Here is a 17,695-nt window from a genome sequence, read left to right as displayed (position 1 = left end):
TGGCGCAACCGGAACAGTCCACGGGCGGACTTGGAGAGGCCCGCGATCCGGTTCCGGCCGCAGGGTCGATACGATTGACGACCGACGCGCGCTATGCAGCCGGCGCGCGAGTGTCCACCGCGCCGTTACCGGCCACCGGATCGCCGGCCGCCGGATCGCCGGCCGCCGGATCGTGCCCCGCCGCCGCGCCCGCGGCGGCAAAACCGTCCGGCAACCCGACGACGCGCACTTCGCGCTGCGGAAACGGAATCGAAATCCCGTGCTCGTTGAACAGCCGCCAGATGTTGCGGTTCACGGCCGAACGCACGCCCGACGTGCCTTTCGCCGAATCCTCGATCCAGAAGCCGAGCTCCAGGTCGATCCCGTCCGCGCCGAAACTCACCAGATACGGGGTCGGCGCGGGCTCCGCCAGCACGCGCGGCACGTCCTTCGCGGCGTCGGCGAGCAGCACGAGCGCGTGCTCGACATCGCTCGTATATGCGACCTGCACCGCGACCTTCGCATAGCCGCGCGTCAGGTACGATGACTGGTTCTGCACGACGTCGGTGATCAGCTTCTCGTTCGGGATCAGCGTCTCGTTGCCGTCGAGGCCGCGCACGACCGTGTAGCGTGTACGGATCTGCGTGACGATGCCCTGCAGCCCGCCGACGCTGATCGCGTCGCCGAGCCGCAGCGAGCGGTCGAGCAGGATGATGAAGCCCGACACGTAGTTGCTCGCGATCTTCTGCAGCCCGAAGCCGAGGCCGACGCCGACCGCGCCGCCGAACACGCCGAGCACCGTCACGTCGATGCCGATGAGCGACAGCCCGATCAGGATCGCCGCGAACACGAGCAGCGCGCGGCCGACCCGCGACAGCACGACCTTCAGGTTCGCATCGAGCGTGCTCGCGCGCGTGAGGCGATCCTCGAGCACCGAGCCGAGCCACATCGCGACCATCAGCGTCACGCACACCCACAGCGCGCCGGAAATCAGCGACAACAGCGTGAGGTGCGCATTGGCGACGCGGAACTGCACGCTGTCGAGCCAGCCGAGCACGTCGCGCTGGATGCCAAGCACGGTCAGCACCATCGCGGCCCACACGACGGTCGACACGATCTTCTCGACGATCGACAGCCACGCATGCGTGTGGCCGTCGCGCGCGAACACGCGCCGCGCGAAGAAGAACAGCACGTAGATCAGCCCGATGCCGAACAACGGCACGAGCGCGAGCGACAGCAGCGACGTCGACATGAACGGGTCGAACGCGAGCTGCACGCCCCCCACGAAGATGCCGCCGAACAACGGGAACAACGCACGCTTCAGGCTTTGCGCACCCGCGCCGGGCGCGCGTCCGGCCGCCCGACGGCGCGCATCGATCCGGCCGTGCACGAAGCGCGCGGCCACCCACGCGAAACACAGCGCGCCGACGAGGATCGCCGCCTGCCAGATCATCACCGGCTGGTGAAAATCGCGAATCACCGATGCCAGCCGGTGCGACAACAGGCGGCTCTGCAGATTCTCCATCGTCCGTCCGGGCCGCCGTTACTGCGCGCGCCGCTCGAGCACCGCGGCAAAGAAGCCGTCGGTCGCGTGACGGTGCGGCCACAACGCCAGGTAGTCGCCCGTCTCGAGCTCGATGCGCTGGTCGGCCAGCACCTTCTGCGCGGGCACCAGCACGAACTCGGGATGGTCGGCCAGGAACTGCTCGACGATGCGCTCGTTCTCGGCGTCGAGCACGCTGCAGGTCGCGTAGACGAGCCGGCCGCCCTTCTTCACGAGGCGCGCGGCGCTCGCGAGGATCGACGCCTGTTTCGGCGTCAGTTCGTCGATCGCCGTGCGCGTCTGGCGCCACTTCAGGTCCGGATTGCGGCGCAGCGTGCCGAGGCCGCTGCACGGCGCGTCGACCAGCACGCGGTCGATCTTGCCGGCGAGCCGCTTGATCTTCGCGTCGTGCTCGCTGTCGATCAGCACGGGGTTCACGTTCGACAGCCCGCTGCGCGCGAGGCGCGGCTTCAGCTTCGCAAGGCGCTTTTCCGACACGTCGAACGCATAGAGGCGCCCGGTCGAGCGCATCATCGCGCCCAACGCGAGCGTCTTGCCGCCCGCGCCCGCGCAGAAATCGACGACCATCTCGCCGCGGCGCGGTGCGACCAGCGAGCACAGCAACTGGCTACCCTCGTCCTGCACCTCGATCTCGCCTTCCTCGAACAGCTTCAGGCGCGTCAGCGCCGGCTTGCCGACCACGCGCACGCCGAACGGCGCGAACGGCGTCGCACCCGCATCGATGCCGTTCGCGCGCAGCGCGTCGATCACCTGGTCGCGGGTCGCCTTCTGCGCGTTGGCGCGCAGGTCGAGCGGCGCCGGGTAGTTCAGCGCGGCGGCGAGCTGCGCGAGCTCCTCCGCGTCGAATCGGGCCGACAGCGCCTGATAGATCCAGTCCGGCAGGTTCGTGCGCACGCGCACCGGCAGGCTCGCCGGATCGATCTTCGACACGTGCTCGAGCCACGCGGACTCGGTGTCGGACAAGAACGGCTTCAGCGCATTGCGGCCGGCCGTCTGCATCAGGCCGAGCAGCGTGAGGCGCCGCGCGGGGGTACCCGTGCCGCTCTCGGCCAGATGCGAAAACTCCATCTTCCGGCGCAGCACCGCGAACACGGCCTCGGCGATCACGCCGCGCTCGGCATGCCCGAGCTTCGGGTGCGCGCGGAAGAACCGGCTCGTCGTCGCGTCGGCGGGGCCGGCGAACTTCAGCACCTCGGCCAGCAAAGTCTCGGTCTGGCCGATCAGGAATCCGTGCAGCTTCATACGCCCTCACTCGTTTCGGTATGCGGTTGATCCGCGAAAATCCAGCGCGCCTCTTCCGGCGCCACCACTGCCCGGCCGTTCTCGAGGCGCAAACGCCCCTCGACGAACCAGCGCACCGCGCGCGGATACAACACATGCTCGACCGTCAGCACGCGCCGCGCGAGCGCGGCCGCGTCGTCGCCTGCGCGCACCGGCACCGCACCCTGCGCGACGATCGCGCCGCTGTCGAGCTCGGGAATCACGAAGTGCACGCTCGCGCCGTGCAGCGCGACACCCGCGTCGAGCGCCTGCTGGTGCGTGTGGATGCCCTTGAAGCTCGGCAGCAGCGACGGGTGGATGTTCAGCAGCCGGCCTTCGTATCGTCTGACGAATGCCGGCGTGAGGATGCGCATGAAGCCCGCGAGGACCACGAGATCGGGGGCAAAGCGGTCGATCTCGGCGGCGAGCGCCGCGTCGAAGCTGTCACGGCCGTCGAACGACCGGTGGTCGACCACCGCGGTCGCCACCCCGTGCGACGCGGCAAAAGCCAGGCCGGCCGCATCGGGCCGGTTGGCGATCACGGCAGCGACCTCGGCCGGCCAGCGTTCCTGCGCGCACGCGCGAACGATGGCCTCCATGTTGCTGCCGCGACCGGAAATCAGGATCACGAGTTTTTTCATCCGCGAATTTTACCATTCGCCCCCGCGTTTCCCGCCTTCTCGGCCGCCGGCCCGCCCGAACGTTTATAATCTTCTGCTTTGCGGCATCCCACCGCCCAATCCCCGACGCTGCATCCGCTATCGTGAAAGTCTTCCGCGGCCTGCCCAACGCCGAGAGCCGCGCCCCGTGCGCGCTGACGATCGGCAACTTCGACGGTGTCCATCGCGGCCACCAGGCCCTGCTCGCGCGCGTGCGCGCGGCAGCGGACGTGCGCGGCCTGCCCGTGTGCGTGATGACTTTCGAGCCGCACCCGCGCGAATTCTTCAACCCGGCCGGCGCGCCGTCGCGCATCGCGATGCTGCGCGACAAGCTCGAGGCGCTGCGCGAGCATGGCGTCGACCGCGTGGTCGTCGAGCACTTCAACCACACGTTCGCGAGCCAGTCGCCGCAGGCGTTCGTCGAGCGCACGCTGGTGAATGGGCTGCACACGCGCTGGATGATGGTCGGCGACGATTTCTGCTACGGCGCGAAACGCGCGGGCACCTTCGACACGCTGAAGGCTGCCGGCGAGCAATACGGCTTCGAAGTCGAGCAGATGGGCACGGTGGCCGGCAGCGACGGCACGCGCATCTCGAGCTCGGGCGTGCGCGCCGCGCTCGCGGCCGGCGATCTCGACGCGGCCGCGCAGGCGCTCGGCCACGGTTATGCGATCAGCGGCCACGTCGCACACGGGCTGAAGCTCGGCCGCGACCTCGGCTTCCCGACGCTGAACCTGCCGATCGCGCACAAGCGGCCGGCGCTCGCGGGCATCTTCGTCGTGCAGGTGCACGGCCTCGGCCCCGCTCCGCTGCCGGGCGTCGCGAGCCTCGGCCTGCGCCCGACCGTCGACGATTCGGGCCGCGTGCTGCTCGAAGTCCACCTGCTCGACTGGCACGGCGATGCATACGGCAAGCTCATCCGCGTCGAATTCCTGAAGAAGCTGCGCGACGAAGCGAAATTCGACGATCTCGAGGCGCTGTCGCGCGCGATCGCACTGGACGTTGCGAATGCGCGCGCGTACTTCGTCGAGCGCGACCGTGCGCCGGGCAGCCGCGCAACGGGCTTCTCGACGTCGGCAACCGACCGAATTAGCTGATCCGGACGGCGGCGCCCCGCGCCGCACCCACGCGCCGCACACTCGCGCGCATACCCGATTCACGACGCACGAGCGTCCCCCGATTTGATAGCGATCCCATCATGAGCAACAAGAAAGCCGATTCGAAACCGCAGGCCAAGTATCCGGTCAACCTGCTCGACACGCCGTTCCCGATGCGCGGCGACCTGCCCAAGCGCGAGCCGCAATGGGTCAAGGAATGGGAAGAGCGCGGCATCTACGAGAAGATCCGCGCGGCCAGCAAGGGCCGGCCGAAGTTCATCCTGCACGACGGCCCGCCGTATGCGAACGGCGACATCCACCTCGGCCACGCCGTCAACAAGATCCTGAAGGACATCGTCGTCAAGTCGCGCAACATGGCCGGCTTCGACGCGCCGTACGTGCCGGGCTGGGATTGCCACGGGATGCCGATCGAGATCCAGATCGAGAAGCAGTTCGGCAAGTCGCTGCCGGCGGCCGAAGTGATGAGCAAGGCGCGCGCGTACGCGACCGAGCAGATCGAGAAGCAGAAGGTCGGCTTCAAGCGCCTCGGTGTACTCGGCGACTGGGCCAACCTGTACAAGACGATGAACTTCGTCAACGAGGCGGAAGAGATCCGCGCGCTCGGCAAGATCATCGAGAAGGGTTATGTGTATCGCGGGCTGAAGCCGGTGAACTGGTGCTTCGACTGCGGCTCGGCGCTCGCGGAAGCGGAAGTCGAGTACAAGGACCGCACCGATCCGACGATCGACGTGATGTTCGCATTCGCGGAGCCGGAAAAGACCGCTCACGCGTTCGGCTTGCCGGCACTGCCGCGCGCCGAAGGCGGCATCGTGATCTGGACCACCACGCCGTGGACGATCCCGGCGAACCAGGCGCTGAACCTCCATCCGGAAATCGTCTACGCGCTGGTCGACACCGAGCGCGGGCTGCTGATCATCGCGGAAGAGCGCGTCGCCGCATGCATGGAAGAGTTCAAGCTGACGGGCCGCGTCGTCGCGACCACGCCGGGCGTGAAGCTCGCGAACCTGCGCTTCCACCACCCGCTCGCACCGGCCCACCCCGGCTACAAGCGCACCGCGCCCGTCTACCTCGGCGACTACGTGACGACCGACACGGGTACCGGCGTCGTGCACTCGTCGCCCGCGTACGGCATCGAGGACTTCATGTCCTGCAAGGCGCACGGGATGACCGATTCGGACTTCATCAACCCGGTGATGGGCGACGGCCGCTATATCGAATCGCTGCCGCTGTTCGGCGGCCTGTCGATCTGGGACGCGAACCCGAAGATCGTCGACGCGCTGAACGCGGCCGGCTCGCTGCTGCGCAGCGAGAAGTACACGCACAGCTACATGCACTGCTGGCGCCACAAGACGCCGATCATCTACCGCGCGACGTCGCAGTGGTTCGCCGGCATGGACGTGACGCCGCGCGACGGCGGCAAGACGCTGCGCGAAACGGCGCTCGAAGGCGTCGACGCGACCGCGTTCTACCCGTCGTGGGGCAAGCAGCGCCTGTTCAGCATGATCGCGAACCGTCCCGACTGGACGCTGTCGCGCCAGCGCCAATGGGGCGTGCCGATGGCGTTCTTCGTGCACAAGGAAACCGGCGAGCTGCACCCGCGCACGCTCGAGCTGCTCGAGGAAGTCGCGAAGCGCGTCGAGCAGTCGGGCATCGAGGCGTGGCAGACGCTCGACCCGCGCGAGCTGATCGGCGACGACACGAACCTGTACGAAAAGAACCGCGACACGCTCGACGTGTGGTTCGATTCGGGCACGACGCACTGGCACGTGCTGCGCGGCTCGCACAAGGATCAACTGCAGTTCCCGGCCGACCTGTACCTCGAAGGCTCGGACCAGCATCGCGGCTGGTTCCACTCGTCGCTGCTGACCGCGTCGATGATCGACGGCCACGCACCGTACAAAGGCCTGCTCACGCACGGCTTCACCGTCGACGGCGAAGGCCGCAAGATGAGCAAGTCGCTCGGCAACGGCATCGACCCGCATGAAGTCGCGAACCGCCTCGGCGCGGAAATCATCCGCCTGTGGATCGCGTCGACCGACTACTCGGGCGAGCTCGCGATCTCCGAGGAAATCCTGAAGCGCGTGACCGAAGGTTATCGCCGCATCCGCAACACGCTGCGCTTCCTGCTCGCGAACCTGTCGGACTTCGACTACGCGCAGCACGCGGTGCCGGTCGGCGAATGGCTCGAGATCGACCGTTATGCGGTCGCGTTCTCGGCGCAACTGCAGGCGGAACTGCTCGGCCATTACGAGAAGTACGAATTCCACCCGGTCGTCGCGAAGCTGCAGACGTACTGCTCGGAAGATCTCGGCGGCTTCTACCTCGACGTGCTGAAGGATCGCCTGTACACGAGCGCGACCGATTCGCGCGCACGCCGCTCCGCACAGACGGCGCTGTACCACCTGACGCACGGCCTGTTGCGCGTGCTCGCGCCGTTCCTGTCGTTCACGGCCGAAGAGGCATGGAAGGTGTTCCAGCCGGCCAGCGACACGATCTTCACGGAAACCTACTATGCGTATCCGGAAGTCGCCGGCTCGGCCGCGCTGATCGAGAAGTGGGCGCTGCTGCGCGACGTGCGCGGCAACGTGACGAAAGCGCTCGAGGAAGCGCGCACCGCGAACCGCATCGGTTCGTCGCTGCAGGCCGAAGTGGCCGTGCACGCGAGCGGCGCGCGCTACGACGCGCTCACGAGCCTCGGCGAAGACCTGAAGTTCGTGCTGATCACGTCGGCCGCGACGGTCGTCAAGGTCGACGACGAAGCGCAGGAAAGCGTCGACGTGGCCGCCTCGAAGTACCAGAAGTGCGAACGCTGCTGGCACTACCGCGAAGATGTCGGCGCGCATGCCGATCATCCGACGCTGTGCGGCCGCTGCTTCTCGAACCTCTTTGAAAACGGCGAAATCCGGAGCGCTGCTTAAATATGGCGAAAACCCTGTCGAAGCCGGCCAGCGGCGCGCTTGCGCCCTGGCTCGGCATTTCGCTGATCGTGATCCTGTTCGATCAACTGTCGAAGATCGCGATCCTGAAAACGTTCGCGTACGGCGCGCAGCATGCGCTGACGTCGTTCTTCAACCTCGTGCTGGTGTACAACCGCGGCGCCGCGTTCGGCTTCCTGTCGACCGCGAGCGGCTGGCAGCGCTGGGCGTTCACCGCGCTCGGCATCGGCGCGACGCTCGTGATCTGCTTCCTGCTGAAGCGCCACGGCCACCAGCGGCTGTTCAGCGTATCGCTCGCGCTGATCCTCGGCGGCGCGCTCGGCAACGTGATCGACCGACTCGTGTACGGCCACGTGATCGACTTCCTCGATTTCCACCTCGGCGCCTGGCACTTCCCGGCGTTCAACCTCGCCGATTCCGCGATCACGGTCGGCGCGGTGCTGCTGATCTACGACGAACTGCGTCGCGTGCGCGGCTCGCGCTAAGCGCGCATACTCGGCGTCGACGGCCGGCCTCGCGCCGGCCGTCCCGTTTGACCCTTGGAGGCCTGAGTTGGCACACGCAGAACTCGCAGGAAAACACCTCGTTCTCGGCCTGACGGGCGGCATCGCCTGCTACAAGATCGCCGAGCTCACGCGGCTGCTCACGAAGGCCGGCGCGACCGTGCAGGTCGCGATGACCGACGCCGCCACGCAATTCATCACGCCCGTCACGATGCAGGCGCTGTCGGGCCGGCCCGTCTTCACGAGCCAGTGGGACGCGCGCATCGACAACAACATGGCGCACATCGATCTGTCGCGCGAAGCCGACGCGATCGTGATCGCGCCCGCGTCGACGGATTTCCTCGCGAAGCTCGCGCACGGATTCGCGGACGACCTGCTGTCGACGCTGTGCGTCGCGCGCGATTGTCCTCTGCTCGTCGTTCCCGCGATGAACCGCCAGATGTGGCAAAACCCGGCCACGCAGCGCAACGTCGCGCAACTGCGCGCGGACGGCGTGTCGGTGCTCGGCCCGGATTCGGGCGCGCAGGCGTGCGGCGAAGTCGGCGACGGCCGCATGCTCGAACCCGATGCGATCTACGAAGCGATCGTTTCGCATTTCGCGCCGAAGGTGCTCGCGCACCGGCGCGTGCTGATCACGGCCGGGCCGACGTTCGAACCGCTCGACCCGGTGCGCGGCCTCACGAACCGTTCGAGCGGCAAGATGGGCTTCGCGCTCGCGCGCGCCGCGCAGCAGGCCGGCGCCGACGTGCATCTCGTCGCGGGGCCGGTCGCGCTCGACACGCCGTGGGGCGTGACCCGACAGGACGTGCAGACCGCGCAGCAGATGTACGACGCGGTGATGCAAGCGGTCGCCGATGCCGACATCTTCATCGCGGTGGCCGCGGTCGCCGACTGGCGCGTCGATCAGCCGGCCGAGCACAAGATGAAGAAGACGGCCGACCGCAAGATGCCGGCACTCGCATTCGTCGAGAACCCCGACATCCTGGCGTCGGTCGCGGCGCTGCCCGATCCGCCGTTCTGCGTCGGGTTCGCGGCCGAAAGCGGCGATCTCGACGTGCACGGCGACGAGAAGCGCAAACGCAAGAACGTGCCGCTGCTCGTCGGCAACCTCGGCCCGCTGACGTTCGGCCGCGACGACAACGAAGTCGTGCTGTTCGAAGCCGCCGGCCTCACGCGCCTGCCGCGCGCGCCGAAGGACGAACTCGCGCATGCGCTCGTCGCGGAAATCGCGAAGCGCCTGCCCGACAATCGCCTGATCTGATCTCCCGCGCGGCGGCTCTCGCCGCCGCGCCCTTCCCGACCGATTCGACGACCGCATGAAACTCGACCTGAAGATTCTCGACGCGCGCATGCGCGACTACCTGCCCGCCTATGCGACCACCGGCAGCGCGGGCCTCGACCTGCGCGCATGCCTCGACGCGCCGGTCACGCTGCAGCCGGGCGAAACGACGCTCGTGCCGACCGGCCTTGCGATCCACCTCGCCGACCCCGGCTATGCGGCGCTGATCCTGCCGCGCTCGGGCCTCGGCCACAAGCACGGGATCGTGCTCGGCAACCTCGTCGGCCTGATCGACTCCGACTATCAGGGCCAGTTGATGGTCTCGACGTGGAATCGCGGCCAGACCGAGTTCGTGCTGAACCCGTTCGAACGGCTCGCGCAGCTCGTGATCGTGCCGGTCGTGCAGGCGCAGTTCAACATCGTCGACGACTTCGCGGAAAGCGATCGCGGCGCAGGCGGCTTCGGCAGCACCGGCCGTCACTGAACGACGCAACACAAAAAAGGGCCGCGAGGCCCTTTTTTTCGTTCGCCGTCGATCGCCGTCATTCGCCGGCCGGCTGCGCGATTCGCGCGGGTACCGGTTCGCGTCGTCGCGCCTGCGCGATGCTCGCATGGATCACCAACGCGACCAGCACGCCGAGCAGCACGGCCGACGAGCCGACCGTACCGAGCGCGAGGCCGCCCTTCGCGACCGGCTTCGTCAGCAGGTCGCCGACCGTCGCGCCGAACGGGCGCGTGAGCACGAACGCGGCCCAGAACAGCAGCACGCCGGAAATCCGCGTGAAATAGTGCGCGAGCACGATCACCGCAAGCAACCCACCGATCAGCAGCGCGCCGCCGCCGAAACCGAGGCCCGAGCTATCCGCGAGGAAGTCGCCGAGCGCGGTGCCGAGCGTGTTCGAGAACAGGATCGCGATCCAGTACAGCAACTCGACCTTGCGCGTGCGGATCAGGTCGACCGACAGCGATTCGCCGCTGAGCCGCCAGACCGCGAAGATCGCCAGCAGGATCGCGACGAGGATCGACGAGCCGGCCGCATAACCGAGGCCGAGCGTACGGTCCATGAAGTCGGACATCGTCGTGCCGGCCGTGCTCGTCGCGACGATCACGGCCCAGTAGATCGCCGGGCGATAGGCCGTCGTCTTGAGCTGCGTGCCCAGCGTCACGAGAAAGAAGCCGAACAGCAGGATCGAGCTCACCGCATAACCGACGTTCAGCGTCATCGACAGCAGGTCGCCGCCGGTTTCGCCGAGCGTCGTCGCGCAGATCTTCATGATCCAGAACGCAAGCGTGATTTCGGGAAGTTTGTTCATTCGAACCCCTTTTGCAGGAAAGCGGCGAGCCGGCGCGTGCCGGCTCGCGTTGCAGACAGGATCGAATGTAGTCGCCGCCGGCTTAACGGAACCTTAGCGAATGTGAAGAACGGAATGGCCGGCGGGCGCCGTCAGCGTGCGTGCTGGTGCCGATAGTGCAGCGCATACGCGAGCGTCAGCAGCACGACGAACACGACACCGACCACCATCGTCATCCGGAATTCGCGCGTGAACGCGGTCGTGAACAGGATCGCCGCGACGAGCCCCGCGCCGAGCAGGCCGCCGAACGGGTGACCCCACATCCGGAACGGGAGCGCCGGGCCGCGATACTGCGAACGGAAGCACAGGTGCGTGACGAAGATCATCAGCCATGTGAACAGCGCGCCGAACATCGCGATCGCCATCATCACGGTGAACGCCGTGTCGGGCGCCAGCGCGACTAGCACGGCCGCCACCGCGACGCCGCTCGTCGAGATCCACAGCGCCGCACGCGGCACGCCGTTCGTGCCGAGCCGGCCGAACACCGCGGGCGCGAGCCGTGCGCGCGACAGGCTGAACATCATCCGCGTCGTCACGTAGAGCTGGCTGTTCATCGCCGACAGCGCCGCGATCAGCAGCACGAAGTTGATCACACCCGCCGCGTACGGCACGTGCGTCGCGGCCATCACCTTCACGAACGGGCTTTCGTCGGTGCCGGCCTGCGTCCACGGCACGATCGCGAGCATCAGCGACAGCGTCAGCAGGTAGAACAGTACCAGCCGGAACACCGTCGAGCGGAACGCGCGCGTGACCGCGTGCTGCGGATCGCGCGCCTCGCCGGCTGCGATCGCGACGGCCTCGATGCTCATGTAGCTGAAGATCGCGACGATCACCGCGACCCAGGTGCCCCACGGCCCCTTCGGCATGAAGCCGCCGTGCGCGGTGTAGTTCGCGAAGCCGATGCCCGATGCGGCCGGCGCCGACCACACGAGGGACGCGCCGAGCACGATGAACACGACGATCGCCGCGATCTTCAGCAGCGAGAACGCATATTCGACCGAGCCGTACAGCGTGACGCTCGCGAGGTTCACGGCGATCAGCAGCGCGGAAAAGCCGATCACCCAGTACCAGCCAGGCACGGCCGGAAACCAGTACTTCATGAACACGGCAATCGCGCTGATCTCGGTGCCGATCGCGAACACGACCGCGAACCAGTACGCATAACGCACCAGAAAGCCCGCGAGCGGGCCGACGTAGTGTTCGGCATACGCGCCGAACGAGCCGGCCGTCGGATGCGCGACGGTCATTTCCGCGAGCGCGCCCATCAGCAGCAGCGCGATCAATGCGCCGATCGCATACGAGACCAGCACGCTCGGGCCGGCGAGCCCGATCGCGAACCCGCTGCCGAGGAACAGCCCCGTGCCGATCGCGCCGCCGATCGCGATCATCGCCATCTGCCCCGACGTCAGCGCGTGGCGCAACCCTTGTTCGCGCGCGACGATGTTGTCGAACGACCGTTGTTGTTGTGTCACTGCGTTACCACTCCCCTGCACCACCATTGCGCCGCCGGCGCCGGATAAAACGAAACGGCGCGGAGAACTTCCCGCGCCGTTCGCATGAACAACGAATTATCGCTTACTCGACTTCGACCGTCTCTTCATTCGGCTTGTGCGGCGGATTCGCCAGCTTGTCGAACGACAACTGCACCTTGTCGTTTTCGTCGACGTCGACGGTCACGTGACCGCCGTTGACGAGCTTGCCGAACAGCAGCTCGTCGGCCAGCGCACGACGGATCGTATCCTGGATCAGCCGCTGCATCGGCCGCGCGCCCATCAGCGGGTCGAAGCCGTGCTTCGCGAGATGCTTGCGCAACGCGTCGGTGAAGAGCGCGTCGACCTTCTTCTCGTGCAGCTGCTCCTCGAGCTGGATCAGGAACTTGTCGACCACGCGCATGATGATTTCCTCATCGAGCGAGCGGAAGCTGATGATCGAATCCAGGCGGTTGCGGAACTCCGGCGTGAACAGGCGCTTGATGTCGGTCATCTCGTCGCCCGTTTCGCGGCGCGTCGTGAAGCCGATCGTCGCCTTCTGCATCGATTCGGCACCCGCGTTCGTCGTCATGATGATGATGACGTTGCGGAAATCCGCCTTGCGGCCGTTGTTGTCCGTCAGCGTGCCGTGGTCCATCACCTGCAGCAGCACGTTGAAGATGTCCGGGTGCGCCTTCTCGATTTCGTCGAGCAGCAGCACGCAATGCGGCTTCTTCGTGACGGCTTCGGTCAGCAGCCCGCCCTGGTCGAACCCGACGTAGCCCGGCGGCGCGCCGATCAGGCGGCTCACCGCATGACGCTCCATATACTCCGACATGTCGAAGCGGATCAGCTCGATGCCGAGCGTGAACGCGAGCTGGCGCGCCACTTCGGTCTTGCCGACGCCGGTCGGGCCGGAGAACAGGAACGAACCGATCGGCTTGTCCATCTTGCCGAGGCCCGCGCGCGCCATCTTGATCGATGCCGCCAGCGCGTCGATCGCAGGATCCTGGCCGAACACGACGCTCTTCAGGTCGCGGTCGAGCGTCTGCAGCTTGCTGCGATCGTCCTGCGACACGCTCTGCGCCGGCACGCGCGCGATCTTCGAGATGATTTCCTCGATCTCGCTCTTGCCGATCGTCTTCTTCTGCTTCGACTTCGGCAGGATGCGCTGCGCGGCGCCCGCCTCGTCGATCACGTCGATCGCCTTGTCCGGCAGGTGACGGTCGGTGATGAAGCGCGCCGACAGTTCGGCTGCGGCCGACAGCGCACCCGACGAATACTTGACGCCGTGATGCTCCTCGAAGCGCGACTTCAGCCCGCGCAGGATCGCGACCGTCTGCTCGACGGTCGGCTCCGTCACGTCGACCTTCTGGAAGCGCCGCGACAGCGCCGCGTCCTTCTCGAAGATGCCGCGATACTCGGTGAACGTGGTCGCACCGATGCACTTGAGCGTGCCCGACGACAGCGCCGGCTTCAGCAGGTTCGACGCATCGAGCGTGCCGCCCGACGCGGCGCCCGCGCCAATCAGCGTATGGATCTCGTCGATGAAAAGGATCGCGTGCGGGCGCTCCTTCAGTTCCTTCAGCACCGTCTTCAGGCGCTGCTCGAAATCGCCGCGATACTTGGTGCCCGCGAGCAATGCGCCCATGTCGAGCGAGTAGACCTGCGCATTCGCGAGGATGTCGGGCACTTCGCCGCGCGTGATGCGATAGGCGAGCCCTTCCGCGATCGCGGTCTTGCCGACGCCGGCCTCGCCGACGAGCAGCGGATTGTTCTTGCGGCGGCGGCACAGCACCTGCACGACGCGCTCGACCTCGGGCTCACGACCGATCAGCGGATCGATGCGGCCGTCCTTCGCCATCTGGTTCAGGTTCTGCGTGAACTGCGCGAGCGGCGTTTCCTTCTGCGCATTCGCGTCTTCGCTTTCCGCGTTCGCGTCGGTCGACTTGGCGGCCTCGCCGCCGTTCGTCTTCGCGATGCCGTGCGAAATGAAGTTCACGACGTCGAGGCGCGTGACGCCCTGCTGCTGCAGGTAGTACACCGCGTGCGAATCCTTCTCGCCGAAGATCGCGACCAGCACGTTCGCGCCGGTCACTTCCTTCTTGCCGTTCGACGTCGACTGGACGTGCATGATCGCGCGCTGGATCACGCGCTGGAAACCGAGCGTCGGCTGGGTATCGACGTCGTCGGTGCCCGGGACGGTAGGTGTGTTGTCGTGGATGAAATTGCGCAGGTTCTGACGCAGGTCCTCGATGTTTGCCGCGCACGCGCGCAACACCTCGGCTGCCGTCGGATTATCCAGCAGGGCCAGCAGCAGATGCTCGACCGTAATGAACTCATGGCGCGCCTGGCGTGCTTCCATGAACGCCATGTGCAGGCTGACTTCCAATTCCTGGGCAATCATGCTTCCTCCATCACGCACTGCAGCGGATGCCCGGCCTGCCGCGCATGGGTAACGACTTGCTCAACCTTGGTCGACGCGATGTCCCGCGTATAGACCCCACAAACCCCTCGCCCTTCGCGATGGACCTTCAGCATGATCTGCGTGGCCGTCTCGCGATCCTTCTTGAAATACTCCTGGACCACCATCACGACGAACTCCATCGGCGTGAAGTCGTCGTTCAGCAGCACCACCTTGTACATCGAAGGCGGCTTGAGCTTCTGCTGCTTGCGTTCCAGGACGGTACTGTCCTGCTTGTCCGGGATAATCGCCATACACCCATTCTAAACAACTCGGACAGGCCCGCAATCCTGCCATTACCCGACCGAGCGGCCGGCGCCCTCCCCGGTATCCCGGAACACGCGATCGTCTTCGCGCCATACGAAAGCCGGCTGCGGTGCCGGCTTTCACGCGTGGCGCGGAACACGAACCGTCAGGGGGAACCGCACCGGAACGTCGCATCCGCATCCAGTATCCCACAAGCCGGGACGACTCGAACGCGTGTCACTCGAGCCTGGTATATGAGCCGATTATGCGGCTTTTCAAGTCCCCGCGCTTGGCCGCATGCTGCGAAGCAAAGCCGGAAAAACCCTGAAAATGGGTTCTTTACAACGGCCCTCCATACGTCTAAAAATTCCTCTTGACACTCCAATAAAGAGCGCCAACAATCAAGCTGGCACTTTTTTCATATTGCCGGTTGGCGAAATGAAAGAGGCCGAGGTGAGCTTGTGAGGGGGGAACGGCTGCATTTTCCGGTCGTTTAGCTTTTCGAGCGTGCTCGTGGTAAGTAGCAGCGACTGTGTGACAGGGGAAGTAGGTATGGCAACTGGTATCGTTAAGTGGTTCAACGACGCGAAGGGCTTCGGTTTCATCACTCCCGACGAGGGCGGTGAGGATCTGTTTGCTCACTTCTCGGCTATCACCATGAATGGCTTCAAGACGCTGAAGGAAGGCCAGAAGGTGAGCTTTGACGTCGTTCAGGGACCGAAGGGCAAGCAAGCGTCGAACATCCAGGCCGCATAAAGGCATCGGATATCGGACGAAGAAACCCGGCGCAATGCGCCGGGTTTCTTTTTTTGAGGCCGGCCAATCGATTATCGATTGGCCGGCCTTTTCGTTCAATCCCGATTATTGAACACGTATTGTCTTGTCACGCATGCAGATCGGAAACTGATCCGGCATGTGAAACACATTAGCGCCTTCGTTACACGACCTTCAAGGTGCCCATCATGCCGAGATCCTCGTGTTCGAGAATGTGGCAATGAAACATGCGCTCGCCGGGCATGTCTTGCGTGACGAGAATCGTCACGGTTTCGCCGCTGCGTACGTTCACGGTATCGCGCCATGCGCGGAACGGTTCGGCCGTGCGCGAACCGCCCGACGCGCGCTCGATCACCTGGAACTGCGTGCCGTGCAGGTGGAACGGATGATCCATGTCGGTGGCATTGCGGATCTCCCACCGTTCGACGTCGCCGCGACGGCTCGTCAGCGTCGCGCGGTGCGGCGCATAGGTCTGGTCGTTGATCGTGAAGCGCATGCCGGCCGGGCGGCCGTGCGCCGCGCCCTTCATCATCGCGTCCATGTCCATTTCTTCGCCGAACGCGACCGTCTTGTGCGCAACCGGTTCGCCCAGCGGTGGCACCGCGCGCAGCGTGGCGGGCAGCGCGCGCGCCTCGGCGGGCGCAAACGCGACATCGGCCAGCGCCAGCGACGGATCGGGCGGCAGGCTGCCGTGGCCGTCGTCGTGCGACATCGCCATCTTGCGGCGGTCGTATTCGGCCGCCTGCAGCACCGCACGCGACGCGCGGTCGCAGGCGCGCACCAGCAACTCCGCGCGCTCGCCCGGCGCAATCAGCAGCGACGTCACGCGGCGCGGCGCGTCGAACAGCCCGCCGTCGGTGCCCGCGTGCTCGAACGCTCGGCCGTCGTCTAACGCGACGCGCAGGTAGCGCGCGCTGCACGCGTTCCATACGCGCCAGCGCTCGTCGCCGGCAACGTCGATCCGCGGCCGGCGTGCGCCGTTGACCAGCACGAACTGACCTTCACGGCCGTTCATCCAGTCCATCATGTCGTTCGGTGCAATCGTGCCGTCGCGCGCAAGCTTCAGATCCGACACGAACAGGTTCCGCTCGGGCCAGCCGGCGAGCGGATCGTCCGCGGCGCGCACCACGAACGGGCCGGCCAGCCCGCGAAACACCTGCTCGGCCGTCATCATGTGCGGATGCGGGTGGTACCAGTAGGTGCCGGCGCTGCCCTTCGGCAGCGTGAAGCGGTACACGCGCGACGCGCCGGGCGCGACCGGATCGGACGGATTGCCGTCCTGGTCGGGCGGCACGGGCAGCCCGTGCCAGTGGATCGTCGACGGCTGCGGCAGCTTGTTCACGAACCTGATCTCGACCGTATCGCCCTCGCGCACGTCGATCAGCGGCCCGACGACGGGGCCCTGCGTGCCCGCGCCGAACTGCCAGAAAGTGGTCGGCCGTGCACCGTGCAGCATCGGACGCGCAACGGGCTGCGCCACCAGCGTGGCCCGGAACGTGCCGGGCTCGCGGCTTTCGTTCGCGAGCGTACGCAACGCGGCGAGCGGCGCGCCGGCCGGCAGCGCGTCGGCGGCCGCGAGCGCGGCCTGCGCGGGCTTGCCGTGCTGCGCATGACCCGACATCCCCGACATGCCCGCCATGCCGGGCATGTCGTCCATCGAATCCATGCCGGCCATGCCCTCATGACCGGCATGCTGCGCCCAAGCAGTGCGCGCGAACAGCGACGCGACCGCGACACCGATGGCGCGCGACAGGAAGGTTCTCCGTATCATCAATCGTTCCTCGTTATCCATGCTGCGTCGCGCGGCAGCCGCGACGCCCGCGCCGGCCGGCTCGAATGCCGATGTGCGACGCGAAACCTGATACCCGCGTCATCATAACCGCGAGCCCCCGTCGAAACGCGCCGCCGCCGGTCGGGCGGCGATGCGCCACAGTGCGCGGCGCTGCCGAGCCGGGTTCGACACGCATCGACCGGCATCGTCGATCAGCGATGCACACCCGCTCATCGGCGACCGCCGCCGCCACTCTCATCCGCTCCGATCCCGGACTCCGGGCTTACCGCTTGGCGCCGGCCGTTCGCCCCGGCATTGGCG

The 17,695-nt window shown here is 66.6% G+C and carries 14 protein-coding genes; 6 read left to right on the top strand and 8 right to left on the bottom strand.

The window, feature by feature from the left end:
- Positions 1-91: 91 nt before the first annotated feature.
- From GD429_RS25895 to purN, 3 genes are read right to left on the bottom strand one after another with little or no spacing between them, the layout of a single operon-like run.
- Positions 92-1,504 (bottom strand): mechanosensitive ion channel family protein, encoded by a 1,413-nt coding sequence (locus tag GD429_RS25895; protein ID WP_152861115.1) that lies wholly within the window; start codon positions 1,502-1,504, stop codon positions 92-94.
- A gap of 18 nt (positions 1,505-1,522) precedes the next feature.
- Positions 1,523-2,785 carry an RsmB/NOP family class I SAM-dependent RNA methyltransferase gene (locus GD429_RS25890; protein WP_152861113.1) on the bottom strand — a complete coding sequence of 421 codons (1,263 nt, stop codon included), beginning with the start codon at positions 2,783-2,785 and terminating at the stop codon, positions 1,523-1,525.
- The gene (gene purN, locus GD429_RS25885; protein WP_152861111.1) at positions 2,782-3,444 is read right to left on the bottom strand and encodes a phosphoribosylglycinamide formyltransferase; all 663 of its coding nucleotides are present in this window, start codon (positions 3,442-3,444) and stop codon (positions 2,782-2,784) included. Before purN ends, GD429_RS25890 begins: the two co-directional genes overlap by 4 nt.
- 122 nt (positions 3,445-3,566) lie before the next feature.
- Between purN and GD429_RS25880 the strand changes: the two genes are divergently transcribed.
- From GD429_RS25880 to dut, 5 genes are all read left to right on the top strand, one after another.
- Positions 3,567-4,559 carry a bifunctional riboflavin kinase/FAD synthetase gene (locus GD429_RS25880; RefSeq protein WP_321574871.1) on the top strand — a complete coding sequence of 331 codons (993 nt, stop codon included), beginning with the start codon at positions 3,567-3,569 and terminating at the stop codon, positions 4,557-4,559.
- A gap of 101 nt (positions 4,560-4,660) precedes the next feature.
- Positions 4,661-7,498 carry an isoleucine--tRNA ligase gene (gene ileS / locus GD429_RS25875; protein WP_152861108.1) on the top strand — a complete coding sequence of 946 codons (2,838 nt, stop codon included), beginning with the start codon at positions 4,661-4,663 and terminating at the stop codon, positions 7,496-7,498.
- A gap of 2 nt (positions 7,499-7,500) precedes the next feature.
- Positions 7,501-8,001: a signal peptidase II gene (gene lspA / locus GD429_RS25870; protein ID WP_047898830.1), complete on the top strand. Its 501-nt coding sequence runs from the start codon at positions 7,501-7,503 to the stop codon at positions 7,999-8,001.
- 67 nt (positions 8,002-8,068) lie between these two features.
- Entirely contained in the window at positions 8,069-9,280 is a 1,212-nt protein-coding gene (coaBC, locus tag GD429_RS25865; protein WP_152861106.1) for a bifunctional phosphopantothenoylcysteine decarboxylase/phosphopantothenate--cysteine ligase CoaBC, read from the top strand.
- Between the two features lie 55 nt (positions 9,281-9,335).
- Positions 9,336-9,782: a dUTP diphosphatase gene (dut, locus tag GD429_RS25860; protein ID WP_065499366.1), complete on the top strand. Its 447-nt coding sequence runs from the start codon at positions 9,336-9,338 to the stop codon at positions 9,780-9,782.
- 58 nt (positions 9,783-9,840) lie between these two features.
- Here dut and GD429_RS25855 read toward each other — a convergent pair whose 3' ends face one another.
- The 4 genes from GD429_RS25855 to clpS form a co-directional block, all read right to left on the bottom strand.
- A complete protein-coding gene (locus tag GD429_RS25855) occupies positions 9,841-10,611 on the bottom strand; it encodes a hypothetical protein (RefSeq protein ID WP_152861104.1) in 771 nt (256 codons plus the stop codon).
- Between the two features lie 131 nt (positions 10,612-10,742).
- The gene (locus GD429_RS25850) at positions 10,743-12,122 is read right to left on the bottom strand and encodes an amino acid permease (RefSeq protein WP_174419986.1); all 1,380 of its coding nucleotides are present in this window, start codon (positions 12,120-12,122) and stop codon (positions 10,743-10,745) included.
- A 103-nt stretch (positions 12,123-12,225) separates the two neighbouring features.
- The gene (gene clpA, locus GD429_RS25845; RefSeq protein ID WP_011657720.1) at positions 12,226-14,526 is read right to left on the bottom strand and encodes an ATP-dependent Clp protease ATP-binding subunit ClpA; all 2,301 of its coding nucleotides are present in this window, start codon (positions 14,524-14,526) and stop codon (positions 12,226-12,228) included.
- Positions 14,523-14,837 (bottom strand): ATP-dependent Clp protease adapter ClpS, encoded by a 315-nt coding sequence (gene clpS, locus GD429_RS25840; protein ID WP_006398529.1) that lies wholly within the window; start codon positions 14,835-14,837, stop codon positions 14,523-14,525. Before clpS ends, clpA begins: the two co-directional genes overlap by 4 nt.
- Before the next feature lie 544 nt (positions 14,838-15,381).
- Between clpS and GD429_RS25830 the strand changes: the two genes are divergently transcribed.
- Positions 15,382-15,585 carry a cold-shock protein gene (locus GD429_RS25830; protein ID WP_006478030.1) on the top strand — a complete coding sequence of 68 codons (204 nt, stop codon included), beginning with the start codon at positions 15,382-15,384 and terminating at the stop codon, positions 15,583-15,585.
- Between the two features lie 181 nt (positions 15,586-15,766).
- Here GD429_RS25830 and GD429_RS25825 read toward each other — a convergent pair whose 3' ends face one another.
- A complete protein-coding gene (locus GD429_RS25825; protein WP_152861098.1) occupies positions 15,767-17,374 on the bottom strand; it encodes a multicopper oxidase family protein in 1,608 nt (535 codons plus the stop codon).
- Positions 17,375-17,695: the final 321 nt, after the last annotated feature.

The sequence above is a fragment of the Burkholderia sp. BE17 genome, assembly GCF_009362305.1.
GTDB lineage: Bacteria > Pseudomonadota > Gammaproteobacteria > Burkholderiales > Burkholderiaceae > Burkholderia > Burkholderia pyrrocinia_C.
This window is presented reverse-complemented; position numbering and strand designations above follow the sequence as displayed.